Source organism: Novosphingobium sp. BL-S-33 (assembly GCF_056857025.1).
This window is the reverse complement of the sequence record NZ_CM166474.1, coordinates 859110-884059: the sequence shown is the minus strand read 5'-3', so window position 1 is coordinate 884059 and position 24950 is coordinate 859110. Positions and strand designations below refer to the sequence as shown.

Genomic DNA, 24950 nt, shown 5'->3' with positions numbered 1-24950 from the left:
CCTTGCCGCTGCCCATGCGTAGCATCAAAGTGGCAAGGGAAGACCTGCTAAGGCCCGACAGGGCAAGGCGTATGCGGATGTTCGCGACGGGGCTGCTGCTGTTCATGGCGGCAGCCTTCATCGTGTTGAAGCGTCTCTCCGCGCTCCATCCCGATTGGGGCGTCCCGCTCAGCTATGCGATATCCTTCACCGAAGCGGCAATGGTCGGCGGCCTGGCCGACTGGTTCGCGGTGACCGCGCTGTTCCGACATCCGCTCGGCCTGCCAATCCCTCACACCGCGATCATTCCGGTGAACAAGGACCGCATTGCCGATACGATGGCGAATTTCCTGCGCGACAACTTCCTCACGCCGCAAGTCGTCGCGCGCCGCCTCAACGGCTTCAACATTGCCGCCAGCCTCGGCTCCTTCCTCAGCGATCCCCGCCGCGACGAGCAGTCCCGCATCCGCGCCGGCGCCGCGCAACTGATCGGCGATGTGCTGGAATCGCTCGATCCCGAAGAGATGGGCGGCATGGTCAAGGCCGGCCTCCGCCGCCAGATCGAGAAGATCGACGCCGCTCCACTGCTCGGCCAGATGCTGGAAAGCGCGATTGCCGAAGGGCGCCATCTGCCGGTGATGGAAAGCCTGCTGCGCAAGATCGGCGAGGCCATCGAAGCCAACGAGCCGATGATCCGCGAGATGATTCACCAGCGCGCCAACTCCATCATGCGCTGGACCGGCCTTGATGAGCGGCTGGCCAACGGCGTGCTGGACGGCGCCTACCGCCTGCTCGCCGAAGTGATCGTCCAGCCCGACCATCCACTACGCGCCAAAGTCGACGAGGCTCTGGCCAAGCTCGCGCAGGACCTGCGGCACAATCCCGAAATGCAGGCACGGGTCGAGCGGATCAAGACCGACTTGCTGGAGAATCCGGCCATGGCCGCGTGGATCGACGGCATGTGGGAACGCGCCCGCGCCGGTCTGCTGAAGGCCATTCGCAACCCCGACAAGGCACTCTCGGGCGCGCTGGGGGAGAGTCTTTCCCAGCTTGGTCAGGCACTTGGCGACGATCGCAAGTTGCAATACATGGTCAACCGGTTCGCGCGCCGTACGCTGGTCGGGGTCGCGTCCCGCTATGGGAGTGAGATCGTGCGGCTGGTATCGGAAACCGTGAAACGCTGGGATGCCCGAACTGTCACCGATCGCATCGAAGGCGCGGTGGGGCGCGATCTCCAGTTCATTCGCATCAACGGTACGCTGGTCGGCGGCCTGTTCGGTCTCTGCATCCACGTGGTGGACCAACTGCTGTGAGTGCCGGGGAAGAAAATCGTCCGTTCCTCAAGACCAAACGCTTCGAGCTGTGGAAGCCTGCGGCCGGCGATCTGGACGGCCTCTGCCGCCTGATCGCGGACGAGGACATGCGCCGATTCCTCGGCCCCGCCAGCCCCGATCCGATGGAGCAGTTCAACCGCCTCGGCCGGAATGCCGGAAGCTGGGCACTCTATGGTTACGGCAGTCTCTACGTGCGCCGCCCGGGCGAGGCAGATCTGCTGGCCAACTGCGGCGTGTTCCATAGCTGGCGCGGCTTCGGCAAGGGCATGGACGATACGCCCGAGGCCGGCTGGATCGTGCGCAAGGACTGCTGGGGGGAGGGCCTGGCGCAGGAAGTGATGCACACGGTGATCGCGTGGTTCGATGAGACCCATGGCCCGAAACGCATTGCCTGCATGATCGAGGAAGGCAACATCGCGTCGGAACGCGTTGCGGCAAGACTGGGCTTCATGCGCTACGGCCGGCACGAGCCTGAAGATGGGCGCGGCGCCGCCGTCAATCTGTTCGAGCGGATAAGCTCAAATACGACGACCTAAGGGAACCCCCTCTTGTTTTATCGTCAATGACTCGGCCACGGCAGCACGCTTGATACGACGAAATAAGAGCGAACCGGACTGCCGTCCTTATCAAGGGCGGGGTGAAAATGCGCGTACTTCAACAATTGCGTGCAGGTACTAGTCGCAAGATCGGGAACTTCATCGGCATCGAGAGGCTCGCACTTGATCGGTTCACCCGTTTCGTCGATATCCACGCGCACTTTCAGCTTGGTCTGATTGCTGACGTTTCTTGCCGTCTCCGGGTAGCGGATCCAATTCCCTGGATTCCCGTTAATTCTGGGTTTCTGGCTCAGCGCGTGTTGTACGGCAGGATCATAGCCCCATTTCCGGACCAGATCGTCGGTGCATTTGGTCAGGGCTTCTAAAACCGTGTCCATCCGGCCGACTTCTGCTTCCAGCGTTTGCTGGTCCCATTGGAACGTCATTGATGTGGATGTTTGCGTGCTCGCGCCATCGGAGAGGCGATCCTGGTCGCCTAGCTTGGCGTAGCGGATCAATACGCCCGGGATCGCTTTGCCGCCGCCAGAGGGGACGTGGATGAGCATCCATCCGTTTTGGGCGGGACTTGGCTGGGCGCTCCCAACCCGAAATTGGAAGTCGCTGCCGTAGGAAATGCTGGCAAATGGATTTCCTATCAACGTCAGCGTCCCCAAAGCGTCAGGAGAGACCACTTCGAAGCGGAAGCCGATGATCTCGGTGCCCCTCCTGAAAGTTCGCGCAAGGACACAGCTTTTCGCGGCGTAATCAATCGCCCACCCGCTTGTAGGTGTGAAAATCTGTGGTTCAGCGGCACTCGCTGGCGATGCATTAATTGCCATTGCAGTCGCAATTTCCACCACTATCCGCATTTTTTTGCGCATTGCCATGCCTTGGCCCCCCGGTCCCCAGTCGCTTGGATGAGTGACCTGAAACCGCGCATCAAACAAGTGCCGGAGCAAGTCCCATCGATATGATTATAAAGGAAAACCCCGGCCGTTTCCGACCGGGGTTTCGCTGTTTCAAGGCTTTAACGCCGTTCAGAGCTTGCCGGTAAGCTCTGGCACAGCGCTGAACAGATCCGCCACCAGACCGACGTCGGCGACCTGGAAGATCGGGGCGTCCTCGTCCTTGTTGATGGCGATGATGGTCTTGGAGTCCTTCATACCCGCAAGGTGTTGGATCGCGCCCGAGATGCCGACGGCGATGTAGACTTCGGGAGCCACGATCTTGCCGGTCTGGCCGACTTGATAGTCGTTCGGCACATAGCCCGCGTCCACCGCAGCGCGCGAAGCGCCGACGGCAGCGCCGAGCTTGTCGGCGAGCGGCATGATGTACTGTTCGAAGGTCTCCGAATCCTTCAGCGCGCGGCCGCCCGAGACGATCACCTTGGCGCTGGTCAGTTCCGGACGTTCCGACTTCGCGAGTTCGGCACCAACGAAGCTCGAAAGGCCCGCGTCACCGGCACCTGCGACGTCTTCGATCACGGCCGAACCGCCCTCGGCAGCAGCCTTTTCAAAGGCGGTGCCGCGTACGGTGATCACCAGCTTGGCATCACTCGATTCGACGGTGGCGATGGCGTTGCCGGCGTAGATCGGACGGGTGAAGGTCTTCTCGCCCTCGACCGAGAGGATGTCCGACAGCTGCATCACGTCGAGCAGAGCGGCAACGCGCGGGGCGACGTTCTTGCCGGTAGTGGTGGCGGGCGCCAGGAATGCGTCATGGTGGCCCATCAGTTCCACGATCAGCGGCGCGACGTTTTCGGCCAGCGCGTGTTCGTAGGCGGCGTTGTCGGCCACGTGGACCTTGGCGACGCCGGCGATCTTCGCGGCCGCCTCGGCAGCGGCACGGCAGCCAGCACCTGCGACCAGCAGGTGAACTTCACCCAGCTTGGCGGCGGCGGTGACGGTGTGGAGCGTTGCGTCCTTGACCGACGCGTTGTCGTGTTCGACCCAAACGAGCGTCTTCATTAGGCGACTCCCAGTTCCTTGAGCTTGGCTACCAGCGCATCGACGTCGGCAACCTTGACGCCTGCGACACGCACGGGCGGCTCTGAGACCTTGAGGGTCTTGAGGCGCGGAGCGATGTCGACGCCGTAATCGGCGGCGGTCTTCACATCGAGCTGCTTCTTCTTCGCCTTCATGATGTTGGGCAGCGAAGCGTAGCGCGGCTCGTTGAGGCGCAGGTCGGTGGTGACGATCGCGGGCAGCGAAAGCTTCACGGTCTCCAGACCGCCATCGACTTCACGGGTCACGGCAACGTGATCACCGTCGATCTCGACCTTGCTGGCAAACGTGCCCTGCGGGCGGCCGGTGAGGGCTGCGAGCATCTGGCCGGTCTGGTTCGAATCGTCGTCGATCGCCTGCTTGCCGAGGATCACGAGGCCCGGATTCTCTTCGGCAACGATCGCCTTGAGGATCTTGGCGACGGCCAGCGGCTCAACCTCTGCATCGGTCTCGATGAGGATCGCACGATCTGCACCCATGGCGAGTGCAGTGCGCAGCGTATCCTGCGCCTTGGCCGGGCCGACCGAGACGGCCACGATCTCTTCAGCCTTGCCCGCTTCCTTGATGCGGATAGCTTCTTCGACCGCGATCTCGTCGAACGGATTCATGCTCATCTTGACGTTGGCCAGGTCAACGCCCGTGCCGTCCGCCTTTACGCGCGGCTTCACGTTGTAATCGATCACCCGCTTAACGGGGACGAGGATCTTCATGCGATCGGGTCCTCTCTCTTAGACTGCGGCGACGGTTTAGCCGCGCGATTAAATTCGTTCAAGTTCCCCATTGCCGCCACTTAACGTATACGTCAAGCGGCTCCCGCGCCGAGTGGGGGCGCGATCGGGATCGATCGCTCCATAACGCAATTCTGCGGGATTGCGCATCGCCACGGCAGAAACTTCGGGCAGAAATGAGGACAGAACAGTGAAACGGCCAGACGAAAACCGCCGGGGCAGAAACGGAAACGGCGAGGGCTTGTGACCCTCGCCGTATTCCTTGTTCGATCCGGGGCTATCGCCTCAGCGTGATCAGGCCGCGTTCTCGACTTCGGCCACGATCTTCTTGGCGGCGTCGCCCAGGTCGTTGGCGGGGACGATCGGCAGGCCCGAATTGGCCAGGATGTCCTTGCCCTGCTGGACGTTGGTGCCTTCGAGGCGGACGACGAGCGGAACTGAGAGGTTCACTTCCTTCGCCGCGGCAACGATGCCCTCGGCGATGACGTCGCACTTCATGATGCCGCCGAAGATGTTGACGAGGATGCCCTTAACGGCCGGGTCCGAGAGGATGATCTTGAACGCCGCGGTCACCTTCTCCTTGTTGGCGCCGCCGCCTACGTCGAGGAAGTTGGCCGGGAACTTGCCGTTGAGCTTGATGATGTCCATCGTCGCCATGGCGAGACCGGCACCGTTGACCATGCAGCCGATGTCGCCATCGAGCTTGATGTAGGCCAGGTCGTACTTCGAAGCTTCGACTTCCGCCGGATCTTCTTCGGTCTCGTCGCGCAGGGCCTGCACGTCGGGGTGACGGTACAGCGCGTTCGAGTCGAAGCTCATCTTGGTGTCGAGGACGAGCAGCTGGCCGTCCTTGGTTTCGACGAGCGGGTTGATTTCGAGCATGTCGCAGTCGAGCGCCACGAAGGCCTCATAGAGCTGCTTCGAGATCTTCTGCGCCTGCTTGTTGAGGTCGCCCGAAAGGTTCAGAGCGAAAGCAACGGCACGGCCGTGGTGCGGCTGGAAGCCGGCAGCGGTGTCGATGGTTACGGTGGTGATCTTCTCGGGGGTGTTGTGGGCAACATCCTCGATGTCCATGCCACCTTCGGTCGACACGATCATGGCGACGCGGCTGGAAGCGCGGTCCACGACCATCGAAAGGTAGTATTCGGCGGCAATGTCGACGCCGTCGGTCACGTAGAGGCGGTTCACCTGCTTGCCAGCTTCACCGGTCTGCACGGTGACGAGCGTGTTGCCGAGCATTTCCTTGGCGAAAGCTTCTACTTCCTCAACCGACTTGGCGAGACGCACGCCGCCCTTGGCGTCGGCAGCGAGTTCCTTGAACTTGCCCTTGCCGCGCCCGCCGGCGTGGATCTGGGCCTTCACGACATAGAGCGGTCCGGGGAGCTGCTTTGCGGCGGCAACCGCTTCCTCGACAGTGAGGGCGGGGATGCCGGCGGGAATGCCGACGCCGTACTTCGCAAGCAGTTCCTTCGCCTGGTATTCGTGAATGTTCATCGCTGAAATCGCTTTCTGCTGGAGTGTCCGAGGAAAGGATGTGGTCCAAAAGCGCGGAGGGAGGCCCCGAACTTGATCCCGGCCGCATAAGCACATCCCTGCGCGCTTGAAAAGTCCCGTTCCCTCGCGCAATGGCGTGCACAAGACGCGCACCGGCGTGCGGGTCGCCCGCCGTTTCCGACCAGACAACGCCCCAAGGCCCGCGCATGATCGACCGCGACAGACTCGAAGCTATCGTCCGCGAGGCAGGACGGATTGCCTTGGCCGGATGGCCGGGAGACGGCCATGCCCTTGAACATTGGGAAAAAGTTCCCGGCAGCCCGGTCTGCACGCTGGACCTCGAAGTCGACGCTTTCCTCCGCCGCGAACTTTCCGCGCTGCTGCCTTCGGCCGGCTGGCTCTCCGAGGAAACTGCCGACTCGCACCATCGCAAGGCCCACGAATTGGTCTGGCTGGTCGATCCCATCGACGGGACGCGCGATTTTATCGCCGGGCGGCCCGGCTGGGCGATTTCGGTCGCGCTCGTCAATACCCGCCGTCCGCTGCTGGGCTATCTCTTCGCGCCCGCCCGCAAGCGGGAAGAGGGCGGCGAATTCTGGCATGCCGAGGCAGGCAAGGGATCATGGCGCAATGGCCGGCGCCTTCAGGCCAGCCACCGCGAGGCGCTGCCGGGCGCGCGCGTTCCGGCCAAGAAGCTCGCTGCCGAGGATGCCGATCTGGTGCTGGTGGACCAGCCCAACTCGATCGCGCTGCGCATGGCCATGGTTGCCGCCAATGACGCCGACATTCTCGCCACCCTGCGCTGGGGCTACGAATGGGACATCGCCGCTGCGGGTTTGATCGCGCGCGAAGCCGGCGCGGAAGTGACCGACGCTTTCGGCAAGCCGCTCAATTACAACAAGCACGATCCGCGCGCTTTCGGGGTGCTCTGCACGTCGAGCGCGATTCATTCGGCAGCGGTCGACCGGCTGGCGGAACGCGCCGCGCGGTTTTCGGTAGTGCCGAGGGACTGAGCGCGCTCTGATTGTCCGGGAATAGTGTGATCCGCTCAGGCCCAGGCTGTTGGCCTGAGCGGAACCCGCATCAGTGCACGAAGCGCGCGATCACGTCGCGGTAAGAGCGACTCACCTTCACCTGGGCGCCCGAATCGAGCACGAGGAAGCATTCGCCGTTGGTATGCGGCTTGACCTGGCGAACCTGATTGAGGTTGACGATGGTCGAGCGGTGCACGCGCTGGAACACGCGCGGATCGAGCCGGCGCTCAAGATCCTTCATCGTCTCGCGCAGGATCAGCGAGTTGTCGGCGGTGCGGATGCACATATAGTCGCCGGCGGCCTCGATATGTTCGATCGAATCGACGTCGATCCGGAAGATCTGACCGCGATCCTTGATGTTGATGAGCTTTTCGTAGCGATCCGCGTTGGGATCGCTCTCTTCCGGCATCGCGTCCACTGCGTCGGGCGCGACTTCGGCAAGCACCGTCTTGAGCTTTTCCGCCTCGTCCGCCGAACGCTTTTCGGAAATGCGCTGGCGCACGCGGGCCAGCGTATCGTCCAGCTTGGCCTCGTCCACCGGCTTCATCAGGTAATTGACGGCATTGGCCTCGAACGCACGCACAGCGTGCTCCTGATAGGCGGTGACGAACACGAACAGCGGCGGTTCGATTTCCATCACGCCCTTGACCACCGAGAACCCGTCGAACCCGGGCATCTGGATGTCGAGGAAGACCAGATCGGGCTTCTCTGTCTTGATCTTCCGGATCGCCTCGCGCCCGTTGGAACAAGTATCGATGATTTCGACGTCAGGATATTTTTCCAGTCGAAGCTGGAGGCCCTGGATCGCCAGTTTCTCGTCATCGACGAGGATAGTGCGAATGGTCATGTGTCACGTACTCCGGCCCGGCAAACGCGCGGGGGCCAAATTTGTTTCATCGTCCGACGGGAACGGGTTGCCGCTGAAGTTCTTCCATGTCCTCGGGAGTGGGCTGATGGTCCGCGGGCAGCTCGATCAGCACGGCAAAGCCGCCTTCAACGGGCTCCACCGTTTCGAAACGGTGCTGCTCGCCGTAGGCCTGGCTGAGGCGGTCGCGGATGTTCGAAAGGCCGACACCGGTGGATACCGGCTCCCCTCCATCGTAGGTCATGCCCGACAACCTGTTGTCGGTAGTCGGACTTTGCAAGCCCGGTCCGGTGTCCGAGACGGTGATGCGAAGCATCGGCCCGACGAGTTGCGTGGCGATGGCAATATCGGCCCCGGCCTCCTGCTGGCTGACCGCATATTTGATGGCATTTTCCACCAGCGGCTGAAGCAGGAGCGAGGGCAGCAGGCAGGTCTCCGTCGCCGGATCGATAGTGAATGTGGTGCGCAGCCGTTCCTCGAAACGCATCCGCTCGATGTCGAGATAGAGCTTGAGCGTCTCCACCTCGGTCGCCACCGTGACCCGTGCCGAGGGCTTGTTGATCAGCGTGTAGCGCAGGAACGAGGAGAGGCGGCTGAGCATGGCATTGGCCGGCTCGGTCTGCTTGAGCAGCACCAGAGTCGAGATCGAGTTCAGCGTGTTGAACAGAAAGTGCGGATTGAGCTGATAGCGCAGCATGGCCAGCTGCGCCTGCGTTGCCTGGTTCTCCAGCCGGATCAGCTGGTCGTTCTGCTCTTCCACCTGAAGGTAGAAGTTGATCGCGTAATAGAGCGCCGACCATGCGCCCAGCAGCGTCGCGTCATAGTAGAACACGCCGATGAACAGCTGGGTGAAGCTGGTGTCGCTGTCGGCCCGGTAGAGCGAGATCACCCAGGCGTCGATGAAGGCATGGAGCGCCACCGCGATCGGCAGGATCAGCGCGGTCATGCCCCAGGTCACCAGCGGCCGCTTGGTGATCAGCACGCGGTAGACAACCGAAAGCACCAGCGAGATCGAGAACCCGGTGATCGTCGCGATCAGCACCAGCACAAGGTTCGACAACGGCTGGTCGTTGGCGATCGCCGACATCGTGCGCAGTAGCATCGCGCCGCCCCAGCCCGCAAACTGGAGGCGCCAGAAGGCCTTGTCCTTGTCGGCGAAGAAGGGGATCGGCTGGATCGGCAGAACGCGCATGATGGCTATCTAGACGAAAACCGCGCGAAGCGGAAACCCGGGGCCCCGATCTGAGGTCCAGCGGGTAACGGTAGTGGAGGTGCGGCCGATTTTCTACTCCGGAACAAAGACATCGGCCCGGCAAAAGCGCTCATGAGGGGAAGGGACAGGGAGCCGTGCTCCCTCCCGCTATCCCCCACGTGCGTCCGCAACCGCCTGCGATAGCTGATCGAAGCCGACCGCGCCCGAGATCAGGCGGTCACCCGCGACCCAGCTGGGCGTGCCGCTGAAGCCAAGCCTTCCAGCGACGGCCATATTGCGCTGGAGTTCCTGTTCGACGACCGGGCTGGCGGCAACCTTGTGGGCACGTTCCATGTCGAGCCCGGCCGCTTTCGCCGCCACATCGATGGCTTGCGGATCGACTTGCCCGGACGCGAACATGGCTTCGCGGAACGGCGCGAATTTGCCCTGTTCGGCGGCAGCGAGCGCCATGCGCGCGGCTTCGGGGCTGTGCGGACTGATGATCGGCAGTTCGCGCACGACGATGCGCAAGTCCGGGTGCTTGGCAATAAGCTGCGCCACATCGGGCAAGCTGCGGCGGCAATAGCCGCAGGCATAGTCGGTGAATTCGACAAGCGTGATGGCGCCATTGGGATTGCCGAGCACGGCGCCGGGGAAGGGCGTCTCCACACTCTGCCGCACGCCCGCGAGTTGCGCCTTGGCCTGCTTGGCCTGAAGCGCGTCCATCGCCTCGTTGAGCACTTCGGGGTTGGTGACGAGATAGTTGTGAATCACGCGGCCAGCGAGCACCGGCCCGCCAAACCAGACGCCGGTGCCTACAAGAGCGAGGCCCACGGCCGTCGCTGCGATCTTCGTGCCAAGTCCCATGGTTTTCGTCGTTCCCGTATTCGTCTCGAAGCTTCGCTCTAGCGGCGCTTCTTGTTGCGTTCCAGCGCCGCGCGCGCTTCCATTTCGATGTCCTGTGCCCGCAGCCAGTCAGGCGAGCCACTCGGCAGGCCCGCTTCGGCAGCCTGCGCATTCATCAGCGCGGCATCCATCTGGTTGGACAGTGATTGCTGCTCGGCGCTAGCGAGCCTTGCGCGCGGTATGTCGCCATTGGCCGCGTAGATCGTTCCGAGCTGGTACCAGGTAAAGGGATTCTCCCGGTCCCGCGCGGCGGCGTTCCTGAGCACTGTCTCGGCTTCCTTGAAATGCTGCGGGTCTTCGGTCGCGATCAGCGCGTGGCCGAACAGTGTAGCAATCAACGGCTGGTAGGCGGTCAGTTCGGTCGCCTTGCGCAAGGGTACGAGCGCATCGTTCGGCTGGCCCGATTCGAGCAGGATCTGGCCCTTGAGTTCCAGGAAATAGGGATCATTGGGATCCACCATCAGTAGTGCGTCGGTCTCGGCGGTGGCGCGGTCCATCTCCGACTGACGGTGCCACGCATAGGCGCGGGCATAGTGCGCGGGCACCGAATTGTCGGTTTGCGGGTAGACGCGGAAAACATCGCGCGGCTCGGCCAGATAGCCGAACAGCTTGGCCTTCATGCGCACGAAACGGGCCTGGATCTGGGGATCGTCCGGCTTCGACCAAGCCGGGTCCTTTTCGTAAGTGTCCTGAAGGGTCTGGATACGGTCGCCGGTCAACGGGTGGGTGGAGTAGAACTCGTCCCCGTCCTGCGGGCGATAGCCGTAGCGGAATTCAAGGTTCTGAAGCTTCTGGAAGAATTCCAGCGAACCGCGCCCGCTGATCCCGGCCTCCGAGAGAAACTTCGCGCCCGCCGCGTCGGCCGTAGCTTCCTGCGCACGGGTATAAGCGAGGAAATTGCCCATGGCCGCCTGCTGGCCCGCCATGATCACACCCATCGCCGCCTCGCCGCCGCCGGCCGCCGCCGCCGCCGCGCCGAGCAGCAGCGAGAGCAGCGAAATGCTGGTGGCAGACTTCTCGCCCTGATTCAGAACGGCGTGGCCGCCCGTGACGTGGCCAAGCTCGTGCGCGATCACGCCCTGCACTTGCGCGGCGGTATCAGCCTCGTTGATGAGGCCGGAGTTCACGTAGACCGCCTGCCCGCCAACGACGAAGGCATTGACCGAGGAGTCGTTCACCAGAACGATGTCGACATGCGTGGGATCGAGCCCGGCAGCCACGATCAGCGGCCGCGCCATGTCCTTGAGCAGCGCCTCTGTCTCGGCGTCGCGCAGGATCGACTGCGCCACAGCCGGCGAGGCGGACCAGCCGAACAGCGCCAGGAATGTCAGGACCAATGCGGCGATACGCGCGAACGACATAGGCGCTGTTGGAACCTTTCGCGCTGAACCGGGGCTGAAGTGCCGATAGCCTAGCGCGCGGCGCAGGGCTGGCAAGCCGGGAAAAAGATAGCGATCAAGCCTTTCGAGTGGTCGCCAGCCAGACCCGGATGGCCCCGGCGAGACCGGGCGGCACGTCCGCCTCCAGCCGTTCCGCATCGATCCGCGCGACAAGCGCGTTGACCGGCACGCCCGCGTCCACGGCGGCGGCCTTGAGCATGTCCCAGAACACCGGTTCGAGGCTGATCGAGGTCTTGTGCCCGGCGATCTCGACCGAGCGTTTGACCGGAGGATGATACGGCGAGGTCATAGGCGCAAACTAACGCCCGTCCGCTTCAAGTCGAACCCCAATCCTCATGGAGCGAGCCGGCAAAAGAAAAGGCGGCTCTAAAGCCGCCTCTTCCCTCCTCTCCAAACCATCATGGCCGGACCGTCTTTGCCGCGGTTCCTGACCGGTTTGAAACTCGTGTCAGTTCTTGTCAGCCACCGCGACCTGATCGCCCTGCAGGTAGGGGAGCGGGTTCACGGCCTCACCGTCGATGCGCACTTCATAGTGGAGGTGCGGACCGGTCGAGTTGCCGGTGGTGCCGACGTAGCCGATCACGTCGCCCTTGTGGACCATCTGGCCCTCGGCAACGTTGAGACGCGACATGTGGCCATAGCGGGTTTCGAGATCGCCGCCGTGCTCCAGTTCGACGAACAGGCCGTAGCCACCGAACCAGGATGCCTTGCCGACGACACCGTCAGCGGTTGCGTAGATCGGGGTGCCGACGGGCGCGGCAAGGTCGATGCCCTTGTGTGCGCGGCGACCGCCGAGAATCGGGTGTTCGCGCATACCGAAGCTGCTGGTCAGGCGAAGGCCTTCAAGCGGGGTGCGCGAGGGGATGTTGACGCCGGAAAGGCGGGCGGTACCGGGGATCGCCGGCTTGGCCTTGGCCGCGGCGAGGCCGGTTTCCTCGTAATTCTGCCAGGAGCTGAAGAGGGTGCGGAACTGTTCGTCCTCACCGCCGCTGGCGGATTGATTGGCGGCCTGAGCGGCGCGCAGCGGGGCCGAGATGTCGGCGGCGGCTGCGGCGCTGTTGGCCAGGGCGGGGTGAGCTGCCATCGAAAGACCCGCGATGGCGACAGTAGCCGTCACCGTGCGGAACTTGGCAATGAGTTTGGTTACGACCACTCGCAATACCTTGTTATCCGCCGCAATCCGCAAGGACACGACGTTGTCGTTATCGACGGGCACGCCTTCGGCGTGCCGCGAACCCTAAGTTTTGAGATGGTCGGAACCCCCCGCCGTCTCGCGAAGTGGAGTTATGCCGATCAGTTCCTAACAGACAACCCCAAGGTAGAAATCCCGCGATAAACCGGCAGCGAGGCGCGCTGAGTCGTTGAACGGTGGCTTAACAGCCCCACGAAAATGGCGGGAAACCAGGGTTTTCCAAAGTTCCGCCGGTTCACCGTTCATCGCTTCGGCGCATGCGGCGAAATGTGTTGAGCCGAAACGGACATGGCGAATTTCATCGTCAAGGATTCTTTCGAGAATGCGCGCGCCCCGCTCGTCGCCAAGGCTACGCACTCGCTCCAAAGTAGCCGGCGTCACGTCCAGACCGCGCGCTTCCAGCACCATCGGCACAACCGCCAGGCGCGCAGCGACATCATGTCGAGTCTCATGCGCGGCATCCCACAGCCCGCTGTGCGCAGGGAGGGCGCCGTAATGGCTCCCCTGCGTGCGCAAGTGCCGATCCAGCAACGCGAAGTGCAGCGCTTCGTCGGCAGCGACCGAGAGGAAATCGCTGACGAATCCCGGGTTCATTTGCCCACCGAATCGCCCCGCCATGTCGAGCGCGAGGTCGATGGCGACGAATTCGATGTGCGCCAGCGCATGCCAGAGCGCCAATCGGCCGCGCTCCGAACCGCCCTTGCCGCGCTTGGGCATGCGATTAGGCGGCAGCAGTTCGGGCTCTGCCGGGCGGCCCGGTTTCTCGGGCATTTCGACATCGAAGGCATAAGCGAGCCGTCCCTGTCGCCAGTCGCGCGCCACCTTGCGTGTGACCATGACTTTGGCACGGGGATCGGATTCGAGCAGCACCTCGCGGATGGCTGCGGCAACGGACTGCATGATCAGAGTGCCTTTGCGGCCTCCAGCACCTGCGCGGCGTGGTCCTTGACCTTCACCTTGTCCCACACGCGGGCGATCTTGCCGTCGGGGCCGATCAGGTAGGTGGTGCGGACCATGCCCATGTAGGTGCGGCCATAGTTCTGCTTTTCGGTCCAGATGCCGAGCACCTCGGACAGCCCGCCTTCCTCGGCATCGCTGGCGAGCGGGGCCTTCAGGTCATGCTTGGCGATGAAGTTCTGGTGCTTCTTCGCCGAATCCTTGCTAACGCCCAGCAGGGCGACGCCGGCCGCATCGAACTCAGCCTTCAGGGCCGAGAAATCGAGATTCTCGGTGGTGCAGCCGGGGGTGTTGTCCTTGGGATAGAAATACACGACCAGCTTCCGGCCCGCAAAATCCGAAGCCTTCACGCTGCCGCCCTCGGGCGTTTCCAGCGCGATATCGGGGAACGGGTCGCCGGCGGCGGGGCGCCCGGAAATGGTGCTGCTCATGGGTTCATCTCCAGTGTTTCGCCGAAAGTCTCGCTCCAGCTCGCGGCGACATGCGCGCGGGCCCGGGCGAGGGCGGATTCAAGATCTTGCCATGCGCCATAGCCGCAGGCGCGCTGCAGCGCCATGCAGGAGGGCTTGCCAGGCACCTGGGTATCGGGCGCAAAGAGGCGGCCGGCCACCAGCAGACGCGTCATGACGTCATGCGATTCTACCAGCGTGGCCGGCAGCAGTCCGTCCGCTACCAGCATTTGCAGCGCCGCGCCCAGATCGGGATCGAGGCCGAGCCCGCTGCGCAACTGGGTGAAGTGGACAAGGAATTCGAGGTCCACCAGTCCGCCACGCATCAGCTTCACGTCCAGCGGGCCCTTGGCGGGTTTGTGCCCGGCCATCTTGGCGCGCATTTCCAACACGTCCGCGCGAAGCTTGTCCCCATCGCGGGGGGCGGCGAGCACGCCGTGAATCACCTCGCCGAGGTCGGCGCGCGCCTCGGCCGAGCCGTAGAGCGGACGGGCGCGGCAGAGCGCCATGTGCTCCCAAGTCCAAGCCTGCTCCTGCTGATAGCGCGCGAAGCTGTCGAGGCTGGCGGCGGGCGGGCCCTGTTCGCCCGAGGGACGCAGGCGTGTGTCGACTTCGTAGAGCGCGCCTTCGGCCGTCGGCACCGACAGTGCGGCGGTCACCCGCTGCGAGACGCGGTTGTAATAGAGCGTTGCCCCCAGCGGCCGCCGGCCATCCGATTCGCCCGCGAAATCGCCGGTGAACAGGTAGATCAGATCGAGGTCGGAAGCATGGGTGAGCACGCCGCCGCCCATGCGGCCAAGGCCGAGCACGACCAGTTCGCTGCCCGGCACCATGCCGTGGACGGCGCGGAATTCCTCCAGTGCGGCATCGGTCAGCACCACCAGCGCGGCCTCGGCAATCCGGGCGAGGGCGTGGCCGATGTCCAACGGATCGTTGGCGCCCTCGATCAGTTGCACGCCAAGGGCGAAGCGGCGATCGCCCACCTTGCGGCGGACGGTGCCCAGCTTCTGTTCGTAGTCGGCACCCGGCTCGAACTGGGTGAATTCGGCGACCAGCTCCACCACCGATCCGGGCAGGTCGAAGGCACTGGCATCGATCAGCGGGTCCAGCAGATCGGCACGCCGGGCAAGCGCGTCGGCCAGAGTGGGCGCAAGGCTGAGGATCCGCGCGAGCCGTTCCAGCAGCGCGGGACGGGCTTCCAGCAGGCGGAACAGGTTGATGGCGGAGGGCAGGTTGTTCAGCAGCTTTTCGAAGCGGGCGAAGGCGCGCTCCGGCTCCGGCGCGGCGGCCAGTGCGGCGAACAGATCGGCGCGTACGCTGGCAAAGGCGGCGCGGGCCGCGTCCGAACGCAGCGCCCGCATCCCGCCGGAGAGCCAGCCTTCGACGCGGTGGGCCATCGTCTCGGCATCGGCAAGGCCAAGGCCGGCCAGTTCGTCACGCAAGTCGTCCTGCGCGGGCATGGCGACTTGCGTAGTCGGACCGAGCGGGGTGTTGGCCATGACCAGCGCGTCATAGCGTTCGCCCACGGCATCGGTGATCTCGCGCAGTTCGTTCAGCAGGGTTTCGCCATCGGGAAGGCCGTCGAGCCGGGCCACGGCCTCCAGCGCTTCGGGGCGCATCGGCAGGGCGTGGGTCTGCTGGTCCTGCAGCATCTGCAGGCGGTGTTCGATGGTGCGCAGGCGATCATAGCTTTCACCCAGCAGGCGCGCATCCTCGGCCGGCACCAACCCGGCTTCGGCCAGTGCGTCCAGCGTGGCGCGGGTGCCGCGCAGGCGCAGCGCGGGGTTGCGTCCGCCGTGGATCAGCTGGTGGGTCTGGGCGTAAAACTCCACCTCACGAATGCCGCCGCGTCCTTTCTTCAGGTCGAAGCCGGGGCCGACCGTGGCGCTGCCGCGCGTATTGGCGCGGATCTGTGCGGTGAGGCGGCCGATCTCAGCGATCGCGCCGAAGTCCAGGCTCTTGCGCCAGACGAAGGGGCGGATTGCGGCGAGGAAGGCCTCGCCTGCGGCAATGTCGCCCGAACAGGCGCGGGCGCGGATGAAGGCGGCGCGTTCCCACGCCAGCGCGGACGATTCATAATGAGTCAGCGCCCCGTTGATCGAAATCGCCAGCGGGCTGACTTCGGACGCCGGGCGCAGGCGTAAATCGATGCGGAAGACGTAACCGTGATCGGTGACTTTGCCGAGCGTTTCCACCACCGCGCGGGCCACGCGCTGGGCGGCCTCGCCCGGCTCGTCCCGCTCCCGGCGGGGGAGCAGTTCGGGATCGAACAGCAGGATCGGATCGATGTCCGAACTGTAGTTGAGTTCGCCCGCACCATGTTTGCCGAGCGCGAGGGCGAGGAAGCCTGCGGGTTCCGCATCGGGCACGCGGCGGCGGATACCCTCAGCAATAGCGCCATCGAGCGCACGGTCGGCCAGTGCGGAAAGCTCGCCGGTGACGCGGAGCAACGGAAAGGCCCCGGCAAGGTCGCCGATGCCGAGGGCGAGAGCCAATGCCTGCTTCTCGCGGCGCAGGGCGATTCCGACATCGTCGATGCCGCTGCCGACATTGCGAGCGAACGCCAGCGCTTCCTCGCCCTTGCCTTGTGCCAGCAGCGCGGCGAGGTCCGGATGCCGGTCCAGCAGCGAGGCGAGGTAGGGGGCGTGGGCACGCGCACGTTCGATCGCGCCGGTCCAGTCGGCTTGCAGTTCGGCATCCATGCCGGGGTTCCTGCCCAAGCGGGAGCGTGAGGGCAAGCGTGTCGGTTGTTTTGAAGGACGTGGGTCGTGCCGATCCGCGCATGCCGATCACTCGTTTCTCGTCATTGCGAGCGCAGCGAAGCAATCCAGTGCCGCACAAACCGCTCCTGGATTGCTTCGCTGCGCTCGCAATGACGAAGGAAGGTACTTTGGAGGAGTGTCGAAGATGCCGTGCGTCGGCTCCGCCTTGTGCCCGCCGCCTGCCTCTGGCACGACGCCGGTCATCCAAAAGTACCGGAGGCCCGGAGAACCGGAGCCCCAAACAGGATCGCCCAGACAATGAAACGCACCGCTGCCCTGCTTGCCTCTGTTGCCCTGTGCCTTGGCACGGCCGCCATCGCCGCCCCCCAGCTGCCCAAGGGCAAGGCCCTGCCGCCCCCGGCGATGACCACCGAACCGGCACCGCAGCTGTCGGTCGACAACATGAAGACGCTGGTGAAGACGCTGTCCTCCGACGATTTCGAAGGCCGCGCGCCCAGCACGAGCGCGGAACCCAAGGTGCTCGACACCATCATCGCTTCCTTCAAGAAGGCAGGCCTCCAGCCCGGCAACAAGGGCCAGTGGCTGCAGGACGTGCCGACCGTGGAGATCACCGGCAGCAACCATTCCGCGCTGACGGTGACCGGGGCGAAGACCCCGCTCTCGTTCAAGTTCGGCGACGACTATGTAGCCGCCAGCTACCGCGTGACGCCCAAGACGCAGGTGAAGGACAGCGAACTGGTCTTCGTCGGCTACGGCATCAATGCGCCGGAACTGGGCTGGAACGACTATGCCGGGATCGACATGCACGGGAAGACCGCGGTCATCCTCGTCAACGATGCCGACTATGACGCCGCCACCGAGGAAGGCCCCTTCAAGGGGCGCCGTATGACCTATTACGGCCGCTGGACCTACAAGTTCGAGGAAGCCGCACGTCAGGGCGCGACCGCCGCGCTGATCGTGCATGACACCTTCCCCGCCGCCTATGGCTGGAACGTCGTCAATTCCAGCTGGACCGGCGCGCAGTACCGCGTGGCGACTCCCAACGACGACATGGACCAGACCGCCGCCAACGGCTGGATTCAGAAGTCGGTCGCCGAATCGATCCTGAAGGCTTCGGGCAAGGACCTTGCCGCGCTGTCGGCCGCTGCCAAGCAGAAGGGCTTCAAGCCGGTGCCGCTGGGCCTGAAGGTCAACCTGGGCTTCGACAATGCGATCCGCCGCTCCACCTCGCACAACGTCGTCGGCGTGTTGCCGGGCAAGGTGCGTCCGGATGAATACGTGCTCTATTCGGCCCACTGGGACCACCTTGGCCACTGCACGCCGGACAAGACCGGCGACGGCATCTGCAATGGCGCGGTGGACAATGCCACCGGCGTCGCCGCGCTGGCCGCGATTGCTGAGGCCAATGCCAAGGCCGGCCCCGCCGCGCGCAGTCAGGTCTTCGTGGCGGTGACCTTGGAGGAGTCGGGCCTGCTCGGTTCGGAATACTACGCTGCCAACCCGATCTACCCGCTCGACCACACCGTGGGCGGCGTCAACATGGATGCGCTGCTGCCGGGTAGCCGCACGCGATCCTATGCGATGACGGGTGGCGACAAGTCCGCCCTCACCTCGATCTTCCGCGATGAACTGGCGGACGAGGGCCTGACCGAAGTGCCCGAGGAACATACCGAGCGCGGCTACTACTACCGTTCCGACCACTTCTCGATGGCGAAGCGCGGCGTGCCGATGTTCGATCTGGCTGCCAGCACCGACTGGGTTGAGGGCGGCAAGGCGGCAGGCGACGCGGCGAGCGAGGATTACAACTCGAACCGCTATCACGGGCCCAAGGACGAATACTCGGAAAGCTGGAACTGGGACGGCATTGCCCAGACGGCGGGGCTCTACTATCGGCTCGGCCGCACGCTCGCCGATTCGGACTTCTGGCCGAACTGGCACGAAACCGACGAATTCCGCGCGATCCGCGACAAGGCTTGCGCGGCGGCTCAAGGAGGCTGCCACAAGTGACTTTCGCCCTTCCCCCCGAATGGCATCCGCAGGACTGGATCTGGATCGGCTTCCCGCATGACCCGGTCGAATGGCCGGGCTTCCTGGATGCCGCCCAGGTGCAGATGGCCGAGTTCGCCTCGGCCGTGGCCGAATCGGGGCAGGAAGTGCGCCTGATCGTGCGGGACGAGGCCAACCGTGCGCGCGCGGCCTCGCTCGTCTCGTCGAAGGTGAAGCTGGAAGTGCGGCGCTACGGCGACGTCTGGCTGCGCGATACCGGGCCATTGGTGGTTGCCGATGGCTCGGGTGCGCTCAAGGCCATGCGTTTCGGCTTCAACGGCTGGGGCGGCAAGTACCTGATGGATGGGGACCAGGAAATCGGCGCCGAACTGGCGCACGATGCCGGGCTGGAGGTGGAAACCTCGGACTGGATTCTGGAAGGCGGCGCGCTGGACGGCGATGGCACCGGGCTGGTAGCCACCACCGAGCAGTGCCTGCTCAACCCCAACCGCAACCCGCACCTGACGCGCGGCGATCTGGAAATGCTTCTGAAGCGCGATCTGGGCTACGACCGCGTGCTGTGGCTGGGTGACGGCCTGATCAACGATCACACCGACGGCCATGTCGACAACCTTGCGCGCTTCGTGGCGCCCAATGTGCTGGCCCTGCCGCGCGCGACCGGTCCGAACGATCCCAACGCCGCTATCTACGCCGATGCCAAGGCCCGGGCCGAGGCGATGGGTGTGACCGTGCGTGAAGTGCCCTCACCGGGCCGGGTAGAATCGGACGGCCGGATCGAGCCGGCCAGCTACATGAACTTTGCGATCACTTCCAAGCTGGTAGTCGTGCCGATCTACGGCACCGAGCACGACGCAGACGGCATTGCCGCCATCGCGGAACTGTTCCCCGATCGCGATACCGTGGGCGTCATGGCCGATGCCGTGCTGGCCGGTGGTGGTTCCTTCCACTGCTCCAGCCAGCAGATGCCGTCGCGGATCGCTTAACGGATTCGCAACGCCTCGAAGCGCAGTCTGCGGGGCATGGCTCGTGTACTGACCCTTACGCAAAACGCTGCCGCCATCCCGCAGGCCGAATGGCTGCGCATGGCGGTGGTGAGCGGCTGCGCGCTCGCGCTGATTCTGGCCAAGACCGCCCTGCCTTTTTGAGTCGGCCTCGCGATAAAGAGCCGTCATGCTGCATTGCAGCAAAACTTTATCACGAACAGACCGTACGCCGTTAACGGGCAGCCCCCAGTTTGAAGTCTCCCCCTGATCGCAAGGAGACTTCCCGATGCGCCCCCACACCACCCACACCTCCGCCAAAGACCGCGAGCGCCTTCGTCAGGCGATGCGCTCGAACATGCTGTTGTTGTTCTTCGGTTTGGGCGTGCTGGGATTCCTGATTGCCATCGACCGGGCGGAGTGGTTTTCCTTGAAGCCCGCCACGGGCACCTCGGTCTCGCTCTCGCACGCGGCGGCCGATCACCCGGGCCAGACCCCGGAGGCGTCCGCAGCACCATGATCGTCACTCCCTCGCTGCATCCCGTCCAGCTTGTCCGCGAGATCTGGAAACCGCTTACGGTCCTGTTCGTCTGGGACGTGATCGTGACTGTCGCGTGGTTCATGTTCCCGTTTCACGCCCCCGAATTGCCGATCACCCTGTTCGGCTCCGCGCTCGCGCTGTTTCTCGGTTTCCGGAGCAATTCTGCCTATCAGCGCTGGTGGGAGGGGCGGGGCCTGTGGGGGCTGATGATCAATGCCAGCCGCAACCTCTCGCGCGCGGCCCGCAACTTCATGCCCGATCCCGACGCGGCCGAGATGAAGCGCCGGATCGTCCTGCGCCAGATCGCCTACGTCAACGCGCTGCGCTGCCAGTTGCGCCGCCAGACGCCCGATGGCGAAGTGATCCGCCTGCTTCCGCAGGGCGAGGCCGACCTTGCATTGGCGCGCGTAAACGTGGCCAACGGCATTCTCGACGGCACCGGTCGCCGCATTGACGAGGCCCGCCGCGCCGGCTGGATCGACACTATCCAGCAGGCGCAGATGGAGCGCGTGCTCGTCGATATCGCCAATGCGCAAGGGGGCATGGAGCGGCTCAAGAACACGCCGCTGCCCAACCAGTACCGGTTCTTCCCGACGCTGTTCACGCATATCTTCTGCGTGCTTCTGCCCATCACGCTGGTCGAACCGCTGGGGTTCGCGACGCCGCTCGGCTCCACGCTTGCCGGTCTCATGTTCCTGTCGGTGCTAGCCATCGGTGACGATCTGGTCGATCCCTTCGCCAATACCGTGCACGACCTGCCGCTCAACGCGATGTGCCGCACGATCGAGATCGACCTCCTCCAGTCGATTGGCGAGGCGCCGCCGCCTGCGATAACCCCCGATCCGCACGGTGTGCTGTGGTGACCGGTTGACGGCGAGGCGTGGGAGCCTAGGACAGCCTATGGCCAGAGCAGACCGTCTCGAACGTATGGACACCCGCCGCAGCGACCTCGAAATCGAGTACCGTGCGGCATTGATCGAAGCTCTTCGCGTGACGGCGGCGGGAACGTGGGGTCTGTTCGACCACAACAAGGACCGGGCGGCGCGCGCAAAAGTCGCGCCGACGGTGGACCACCTTATCGAACTCGCCGAAGTCATCGACGACTTGCGCGATCAGCTCGATATGGATGCTTTCACACTCCATCAGGAATTTCTCGCCGCGCGCGGGCCGGTCAAGGCCGATGCTGTGGGAGAGCCGAAGCAGGCTCAGGCCTGGCTGGAGCGGTTAACGGCATAATCGATAGGGAGTTGTCCATGCGCCTTTCCAAAGATCGCCAGACCGCCCGCGCCGCCGTGCGCATCGGCAATTGGTTCAAGCTGGAAGCCCGCACGGATTTCAGCCCGCCGGGACTCGTGGCCGTGGGCATACTGGTTTCCGGGATTCTGCTGAGCACCAGCGTTCTCGTCGCCGCAGGCGGCCGCGCGCGGGCCCGTCGGTTTCAGGCGCGCGCCGATCGGTCTCTCCCTGAATCCTGATCGGCAACCGCAACCGGGTTAGCCTAAGCCCGCCCGGTCACAGTCCTTACCTTCAGTTCCGGTAGAGCACGTCCAGCCGGTCGGCGTAGCGTTCCTTCAGCTTGTGCCGACGGATCTTCAGGCTGGGCGTCATTTCTTCGTTCTCGATCGAGAACGGCTCGTCGGCGAACGTGAACTGGCGCACCTTCTCGATCACCGAGAGGTCGGTGTTGACCTGGTCGATGGCGGTGCGGATCGCACTGCGGAAGGCTGGCAGGCGCTGGAGCGCCTTGAAATCGAACTTCTCGTCATTGGCCTTGGCCCAATCGAGCGCCCAGTCGGCATCGGGAACGATGAGGCCGACGATGTAGGGCCTGCGATCGCCCCAGACCATGGCCTGCGCGATCTCGGGCTGGAGCGTCAGCATCGATTCCACCTTTTGCGGAGAGACGTTGTCGCCCTTGTCGTTGACGATCATGTCTTTCTTGCGGTCAGTGATGCGGATGCGGCCGCGATCGTCGATATGGCCGATATCGCCGGTATGGAGCCACAGTCCCGATCCGGAATCGATCAGCACCGCGCGGGTCGCGGCATCGTTCTGCCAGTAACCCTGCATGACGAGTTCGCCGCGCACGAGGATCTCGCCATCGGCGGCGATCTTCACCTCAACGTCGCGCATCGCCGGGCCCACGGTGTCGTGGCGGATACCGGCAGCGGGGCGGTTGCAGCTGATGATCGGACCGGCCTCGGTCTGGCCGTAGCCCTGGAGCAGCGTCAGGCCCATCGAATCGAAGAACACGCCGATCTCGGGATTGAGCGGCGCCCCACCCGAAACGAGCGCCTTGATACGACCGCCGAACTTGGCGCGCACCTTGGGCCGCAGCGTATGTTCGAGTACGAGGTTGAGCGCTTTGTCGCCCAACCGCCAGCGTCCGGCCTGCTGCCGCTCACCAAGGCCGATGGCCTGTTCCATCAGCCGCGAAGCGATGGCGCCCTGCTTCTCGATCTGCTTCATGATGCGCGTACGCAGCACTTCGAAGAGGCGCGGCACCACGACCATCACGGTCGGGCGCACTTCCTCGATATTCGCAGCCAGCTTGTCTAGGCCCTCGGAGTAATAGATCTGTCCGCCGAGACCAATCGGCAGGAACTGGCCGCCGGTATGCTCATAGGCGTGGCTCAGCGGCAGGAACGAAAGGAACGTCTCGCCCGGCTGCCAGCCGAAATCATCGACGATGATCTGCGCCGCACCGGCAACATTGGTCAGCAGCATACCGTGGTGCTGACGCACCCCGCGCGGGGCGCCGCCGGTGCCGCTGGTGTAGATGATGCAGGCAAGGTCCTTGCGGCCGAAGTGGGTGAGGCGCGCCTCGACTTCGGCACGCGCGGCCACCGGATCGCCCTGGATCAGGCTGTTCCAGTCGTGAGTCTCGAAAGTGCCGCCCTGCAACGCGGGCATCTGCTCCATGCCGATCACATGGCGGCACAAGTCCGTCTGCACGATCGCGGGCAGGAGGGCTTTGCCGAGCTTGGCGGAAGAGACAATGGCGGCGTGTGCGCCCGAGTTCTCCAGAATATGGATATGATCGCGCGTGGTGTTGGTGGTGTACGTAGGCACCGTCACGCAGCCCGCCGCCATGATCGCGAGATCGGAGAGGCACCATTCGGGGCGGTTTTCCGAGACGATCAGCACACGGTCCCCGTCGCGCAGGCCCATCCGCCGCAGAGACGAGGCCATCATGCAGACGCGGCGCGCCGCTTCGGCCCAGCTGACGGATTGCCACGCGCCGTCGCGCTTGGCCCAGAGCATCGGGGTTTCACCGAGGTCATCGGCGCGCTTCAGAAACAGCGAAACGAAGTTCGTGCTGTTGTCGAAGTCAACAAGATCCATGTTGACCTTGGTCCTCTCGTAAATATCAGATTTGTCGTTAGGTAATGTCTAGGCGCGCGCGCGGGTTGCGACAAGCGCGGCCAATGACGTCACCCGGCGGTTTCGGAGCCTATTCGCTGCCCACGGCTTCGGACAGGGTTGCAAAGCCGTCGCGCTTCATCAGCGATTCCAGACCCTTGCAGATCGCCCTCGCAATGCCGGGGCCTTCGTAGACCATGGCGCTATAGACTTGCACAAGGCTGGCCCCGGCGCGAATACGGGCCCAGGCATCTTCCGCACTGGCGATACCGCCCACGCCGACGAGGGGAATCGCCCCGCCGGTGGCCTTGCGGAAATCGCGCAGGCGCTGAAGCGCAAGGTCCCTGAGCGGTGCTCCCGAAAGCCCGCCAGTCTCGCCGCCGTGCTTCGAGGCAAGGGCGGGGCGCGAAATCGTGGTGTTGGAAACGATCAGCGCACCAAGACCGCGATCGAGGGCGATGCGAGCGATCGCATCGATGTCGGCCGGTTCGAGATCGGGCGCGACCTTGAGGAACACCGGCGGACGCGGCGCACTCCCACAAGCGGCGTCACGCGCGTCGATCACCGCGTCGAGCAGCCCGGTCAGCGTCGATTCGTCCTGCAAGGCACGCAGGCCCGGGGTATTCGGGCTGGAGATATTCACCGCAAGATAGGTCGCGTGCGGCGCCATCATGCGCGCCATCGTCGCATAATCGGCCACGCGATCGACCGAATCCTTGTTGGCGCCGATATTGATGCCCACCACGCCCGGACGGTCCCGACGGGCCGACAGGCGGGCCAACGCCGCCTCGCCGCCATGGTTGTTGAAGCCCATGCGGTTGATGACGGCACGATCCTCCACCAGCCGGAACAGGCGGGGCTTGGGATTGCCGGACTGGGGAAGGGGGGTAATCGAACCCACTTCGGCGAAACCGAAGCCGAGCCCCAGAAGGGCATCCGGCACTTCGCCGTCCTTGTCGAAGCCGGCCGCCATGCCCACCGGATTGGGGAAAGCGATTCCCGCAACTTGCGTGGCCAGGCACGCGGGCGAAACGGGCGCGCGCGAGGAGCCCGCCAGCTTGAGGGCCTTGAGGGCGAGACCGTGTGCCGATTCGGCATCGAGTCGGAACAGGGCGGGTCTGAGCAGCGCGTACATCACGTGGGCGCGCATAAACGGGTCGGCCGCGCGGCTCAAACGCTTCTTCGCATAGGCTCAAAAGTCGCGGAATGGCCGCAGCAAGGGCGGAATCGTGTGCGACAGTGCGATCTGCGACACGCCGTGTCGCAA

At 64.4% G+C, this 24950-nt stretch carries 25 protein-coding genes; 10 read left to right on the top strand and 15 right to left on the bottom strand.

Going from position 1 to position 24950, the window contains the following annotated elements:
* Positions 1–71: 71 nt before the first annotated feature.
* Complete coding sequence (locus AC1VVM_RS04120) at positions 72–1292, top strand: DUF445 domain-containing protein (protein ID WP_482902858.1); 1221 nt, start codon at positions 72–74, stop codon at positions 1290–1292.
* A complete protein-coding gene (locus AC1VVM_RS04115; RefSeq protein WP_482902857.1) occupies positions 1289–1849 on the top strand; it encodes a GNAT family N-acetyltransferase in 561 nt (186 codons plus the stop codon). Before AC1VVM_RS04120 ends, AC1VVM_RS04115 begins: the two co-directional genes overlap by 4 nt.
* Positions 1850–1872: 23 nt before the next feature.
* On the opposite strand, the gene AC1VVM_RS04110 is transcribed toward AC1VVM_RS04115, so the two are convergent.
* The 4 genes from AC1VVM_RS04110 to sucC form a co-directional block, all read right to left on the bottom strand.
* Positions 1873–2736 (bottom strand): energy transducer TonB, encoded by an 864-nt coding sequence (locus AC1VVM_RS04110; RefSeq protein WP_482955910.1) that lies wholly within the window; start codon positions 2734–2736, stop codon positions 1873–1875.
* A 150-nt stretch (positions 2737–2886) separates the two neighbouring features.
* Positions 2887–3816 (bottom strand): electron transfer flavoprotein subunit alpha/FixB family protein, encoded by a 930-nt coding sequence (locus AC1VVM_RS04105; protein WP_482955909.1) that lies wholly within the window; start codon positions 3814–3816, stop codon positions 2887–2889.
* Entirely contained in the window at positions 3816–4562 is a 747-nt protein-coding gene (locus AC1VVM_RS04100) for an electron transfer flavoprotein subunit beta/FixA family protein (RefSeq protein ID WP_395392597.1), read from the bottom strand. The genes AC1VVM_RS04105 and AC1VVM_RS04100 overlap by 1 nt, the downstream gene beginning before the upstream one ends.
* 312 nt (positions 4563–4874) lie before the next feature.
* Positions 4875–6074: an ADP-forming succinate--CoA ligase subunit beta gene (gene sucC, locus AC1VVM_RS04095; RefSeq protein ID WP_132387712.1), complete on the bottom strand. Its 1200-nt coding sequence runs from the start codon at positions 6072–6074 to the stop codon at positions 4875–4877.
* A 206-nt stretch (positions 6075–6280) separates the two neighbouring features.
* Here sucC and AC1VVM_RS04090 point away from each other — a divergent pair, with 206 nt between their 5' ends.
* Positions 6281–7087, top strand: a complete 807-nt coding sequence (locus AC1VVM_RS04090; protein WP_482955908.1) for a 3'(2'),5'-bisphosphate nucleotidase CysQ — start codon at positions 6281–6283, stop codon at positions 7085–7087.
* A gap of 70 nt (positions 7088–7157) precedes the next feature.
* On the opposite strand, the gene AC1VVM_RS04085 is transcribed toward AC1VVM_RS04090, so the two are convergent.
* The 9 genes from AC1VVM_RS04085 to glnE all read right to left on the bottom strand — a co-directional run bounded on the left by AC1VVM_RS04085 (position 7158) and on the right by glnE (position 16771).
* On the bottom strand, positions 7158–7955 hold the full coding sequence (locus AC1VVM_RS04085; protein ID WP_132387708.1) for a LytR/AlgR family response regulator transcription factor: 798 nt from the start codon (positions 7953–7955) through the stop codon (positions 7158–7160).
* A gap of 46 nt (positions 7956–8001) precedes the next feature.
* Positions 8002–9165 (bottom strand): sensor histidine kinase, encoded by a 1164-nt coding sequence (locus tag AC1VVM_RS04080; RefSeq protein WP_132387706.1) that lies wholly within the window; start codon positions 9163–9165, stop codon positions 8002–8004.
* Between the two features lie 168 nt (positions 9166–9333).
* The gene (locus AC1VVM_RS04075) at positions 9334–10032 is read right to left on the bottom strand and encodes a DsbA family protein (protein ID WP_482955907.1); all 699 of its coding nucleotides are present in this window, start codon (positions 10030–10032) and stop codon (positions 9334–9336) included.
* Between the two features lie 38 nt (positions 10033–10070).
* Positions 10071–11432 carry a M48 family metalloprotease gene (locus tag AC1VVM_RS04070; protein WP_482902852.1) on the bottom strand — a complete coding sequence of 454 codons (1362 nt, stop codon included), beginning with the start codon at positions 11430–11432 and terminating at the stop codon, positions 10071–10073.
* A gap of 94 nt (positions 11433–11526) precedes the next feature.
* Positions 11527–11760, bottom strand: coding sequence for a ribbon-helix-helix domain-containing protein (locus AC1VVM_RS04065; protein WP_132387700.1), 234 nt, complete (start codon positions 11758–11760; stop codon positions 11527–11529).
* A gap of 159 nt (positions 11761–11919) precedes the next feature.
* Positions 11920–12624, bottom strand: a complete 705-nt coding sequence (locus AC1VVM_RS04060) for a M23 family metallopeptidase (protein ID WP_243652558.1) — start codon at positions 12622–12624, stop codon at positions 11920–11922.
* 147 nt (positions 12625–12771) lie between these two features.
* Positions 12772–13563 (bottom strand): ferritin-like domain-containing protein, encoded by a 792-nt coding sequence (locus AC1VVM_RS04055; protein ID WP_482902851.1) that lies wholly within the window; start codon positions 13561–13563, stop codon positions 12772–12774.
* Between the two features lie 2 nt (positions 13564–13565).
* Positions 13566–14051 carry a peroxiredoxin gene (locus AC1VVM_RS04050; protein ID WP_482902850.1) on the bottom strand — a complete coding sequence of 162 codons (486 nt, stop codon included), beginning with the start codon at positions 14049–14051 and terminating at the stop codon, positions 13566–13568.
* On the bottom strand, positions 14048–16771 hold the full coding sequence (gene glnE / locus AC1VVM_RS04045) for a bifunctional [glutamate--ammonia ligase]-adenylyl-L-tyrosine phosphorylase/[glutamate--ammonia-ligase] adenylyltransferase (RefSeq protein WP_482955906.1): 2724 nt from the start codon (positions 16769–16771) through the stop codon (positions 14048–14050). The genes AC1VVM_RS04050 and glnE overlap by 4 nt, the downstream gene beginning before the upstream one ends.
* A gap of 318 nt (positions 16772–17089) precedes the next feature.
* Between glnE and AC1VVM_RS04040 the strand changes: the two genes are divergently transcribed.
* The 7 genes from AC1VVM_RS04040 (at position 17090) to AC1VVM_RS04010 (ending at position 21795) form a co-directional block, all read left to right on the top strand.
* Positions 17090–18799 (top strand): M28 family metallopeptidase, encoded by a 1710-nt coding sequence (locus AC1VVM_RS04040; RefSeq protein WP_482955905.1) that lies wholly within the window; start codon positions 17090–17092, stop codon positions 18797–18799.
* Positions 18796–19782 (top strand): agmatine deiminase family protein, encoded by a 987-nt coding sequence (locus AC1VVM_RS04035; RefSeq protein ID WP_482955904.1) that lies wholly within the window; start codon positions 18796–18798, stop codon positions 19780–19782. Before AC1VVM_RS04040 ends, AC1VVM_RS04035 begins: the two co-directional genes overlap by 4 nt.
* A gap of 36 nt (positions 19783–19818) precedes the next feature.
* Positions 19819–19944 carry a hypothetical protein gene (locus tag AC1VVM_RS04030; RefSeq protein ID WP_482902846.1) on the top strand — a complete coding sequence of 42 codons (126 nt, stop codon included), beginning with the start codon at positions 19819–19821 and terminating at the stop codon, positions 19942–19944.
* Positions 19945–20068: 124 nt separating this feature from the next.
* A complete protein-coding gene (locus AC1VVM_RS04025) occupies positions 20069–20299 on the top strand; it encodes a hypothetical protein (protein WP_482955903.1) in 231 nt (76 codons plus the stop codon).
* The gene (locus tag AC1VVM_RS04020; protein ID WP_482902844.1) at positions 20296–21183 is read left to right on the top strand and encodes a bestrophin family protein; all 888 of its coding nucleotides are present in this window, start codon (positions 20296–20298) and stop codon (positions 21181–21183) included. The genes AC1VVM_RS04025 and AC1VVM_RS04020 overlap by 4 nt, the downstream gene beginning before the upstream one ends.
* Positions 21184–21220: 37 nt before the next feature.
* Positions 21221–21556 carry a hypothetical protein gene (locus AC1VVM_RS04015; RefSeq protein ID WP_482902843.1) on the top strand — a complete coding sequence of 112 codons (336 nt, stop codon included), beginning with the start codon at positions 21221–21223 and terminating at the stop codon, positions 21554–21556.
* Positions 21557–21573: 17 nt separating this feature from the next.
* The gene (locus tag AC1VVM_RS04010; protein WP_482955902.1) at positions 21574–21795 is read left to right on the top strand and encodes a hypothetical protein; all 222 of its coding nucleotides are present in this window, start codon (positions 21574–21576) and stop codon (positions 21793–21795) included.
* A 52-nt stretch (positions 21796–21847) separates the two neighbouring features.
* Here AC1VVM_RS04010 and AC1VVM_RS04005 read toward each other — a convergent pair whose 3' ends face one another.
* Both AC1VVM_RS04005 and AC1VVM_RS04000 read right to left on the bottom strand, forming a co-directional pair.
* Positions 21848–23665 carry an AMP-dependent synthetase/ligase gene (locus AC1VVM_RS04005; protein WP_482955901.1) on the bottom strand — a complete coding sequence of 606 codons (1818 nt, stop codon included), beginning with the start codon at positions 23663–23665 and terminating at the stop codon, positions 21848–21850.
* Between the two features lie 109 nt (positions 23666–23774).
* Complete coding sequence (locus AC1VVM_RS04000; protein ID WP_482905147.1) at positions 23775–24833, bottom strand: quinone-dependent dihydroorotate dehydrogenase; 1059 nt, start codon at positions 24831–24833, stop codon at positions 23775–23777.
* Between the last annotated feature and the right edge of the window lie 117 nt (positions 24834–24950).

Bases quoted from the DNA above. Each gene is read 5' to 3' on its own strand.
- AC1VVM_RS04120 (WP_482902858.1), top strand. From the start codon at position 72: ATGCGGATGTTCGCGACGGGGCTGCTGCTGTTCATGGCGGCAGCCTTC.
- AC1VVM_RS04110 (WP_482955910.1), bottom strand. From the start codon at position 2,736: ATGGCAATGCGCAAAAAAATGCGGATAGTGGTGGAAATTGCGACTGCA.
- AC1VVM_RS04105 (WP_482955909.1), bottom strand. From the start codon at position 3,816: ATGAAGACGCTCGTTTGGGTCGAACACGACAACGCGTCGGTCAAGGAC.
- AC1VVM_RS04100 (WP_395392597.1), bottom strand. From the start codon at position 4,562: ATGAAGATCCTCGTCCCCGTTAAGCGGGTGATCGATTACAACGTGAAG.
- sucC (WP_132387712.1), bottom strand. From the start codon at position 6,074: ATGAACATTCACGAATACCAGGCGAAGGAACTGCTTGCGAAGTACGGC.
- AC1VVM_RS04090 (WP_482955908.1), top strand. From the start codon at position 6,281: ATGATCGACCGCGACAGACTCGAAGCTATCGTCCGCGAGGCAGGACGG.
- AC1VVM_RS04085 (WP_132387708.1), bottom strand. From the start codon at position 7,955: ATGACCATTCGCACTATCCTCGTCGATGACGAGAAACTGGCGATCCAG.
- AC1VVM_RS04080 (WP_132387706.1), bottom strand. From the start codon at position 9,165: ATGCGCGTTCTGCCGATCCAGCCGATCCCCTTCTTCGCCGACAAGGAC.
- AC1VVM_RS04075 (WP_482955907.1), bottom strand. From the start codon at position 10,032: ATGGGACTTGGCACGAAGATCGCAGCGACGGCCGTGGGCCTCGCTCTT.
- AC1VVM_RS04070 (WP_482902852.1), bottom strand. From the start codon at position 11,432: ATGTCGTTCGCGCGTATCGCCGCATTGGTCCTGACATTCCTGGCGCTG.
- AC1VVM_RS04065 (WP_132387700.1), bottom strand. From the start codon at position 11,760: ATGACCTCGCCGTATCATCCTCCGGTCAAACGCTCGGTCGAGATCGCC.
- AC1VVM_RS04055 (WP_482902851.1), bottom strand. From the start codon at position 13,563: ATGCAGTCCGTTGCCGCAGCCATCCGCGAGGTGCTGCTCGAATCCGAT.
- AC1VVM_RS04050 (WP_482902850.1), bottom strand. From the start codon at position 14,051: ATGAGCAGCACCATTTCCGGGCGCCCCGCCGCCGGCGACCCGTTCCCC.
- glnE (WP_482955906.1), bottom strand. From the start codon at position 16,771: ATGGATGCCGAACTGCAAGCCGACTGGACCGGCGCGATCGAACGTGCG.
- AC1VVM_RS04040 (WP_482955905.1), top strand. From the start codon at position 17,090: ATGAAACGCACCGCTGCCCTGCTTGCCTCTGTTGCCCTGTGCCTTGGC.
- AC1VVM_RS04030 (WP_482902846.1), top strand. From the start codon at position 19,819: ATGGCTCGTGTACTGACCCTTACGCAAAACGCTGCCGCCATCCCGCAG.
- AC1VVM_RS04025 (WP_482955903.1), top strand. From the start codon at position 20,069: ATGCGCCCCCACACCACCCACACCTCCGCCAAAGACCGCGAGCGCCTT.
- AC1VVM_RS04020 (WP_482902844.1), top strand. From the start codon at position 20,296: ATGATCGTCACTCCCTCGCTGCATCCCGTCCAGCTTGTCCGCGAGATC.
- AC1VVM_RS04015 (WP_482902843.1), top strand. From the start codon at position 21,221: ATGGCCAGAGCAGACCGTCTCGAACGTATGGACACCCGCCGCAGCGAC.
- AC1VVM_RS04010 (WP_482955902.1), top strand. From the start codon at position 21,574: ATGCGCCTTTCCAAAGATCGCCAGACCGCCCGCGCCGCCGTGCGCATC.
- AC1VVM_RS04005 (WP_482955901.1), bottom strand. From the start codon at position 23,665: ATGGATCTTGTTGACTTCGACAACAGCACGAACTTCGTTTCGCTGTTT.
- AC1VVM_RS04000 (WP_482905147.1), bottom strand. From the start codon at position 24,833: ATGCGCGCCCACGTGATGTACGCGCTGCTCAGACCCGCCCTGTTCCGA.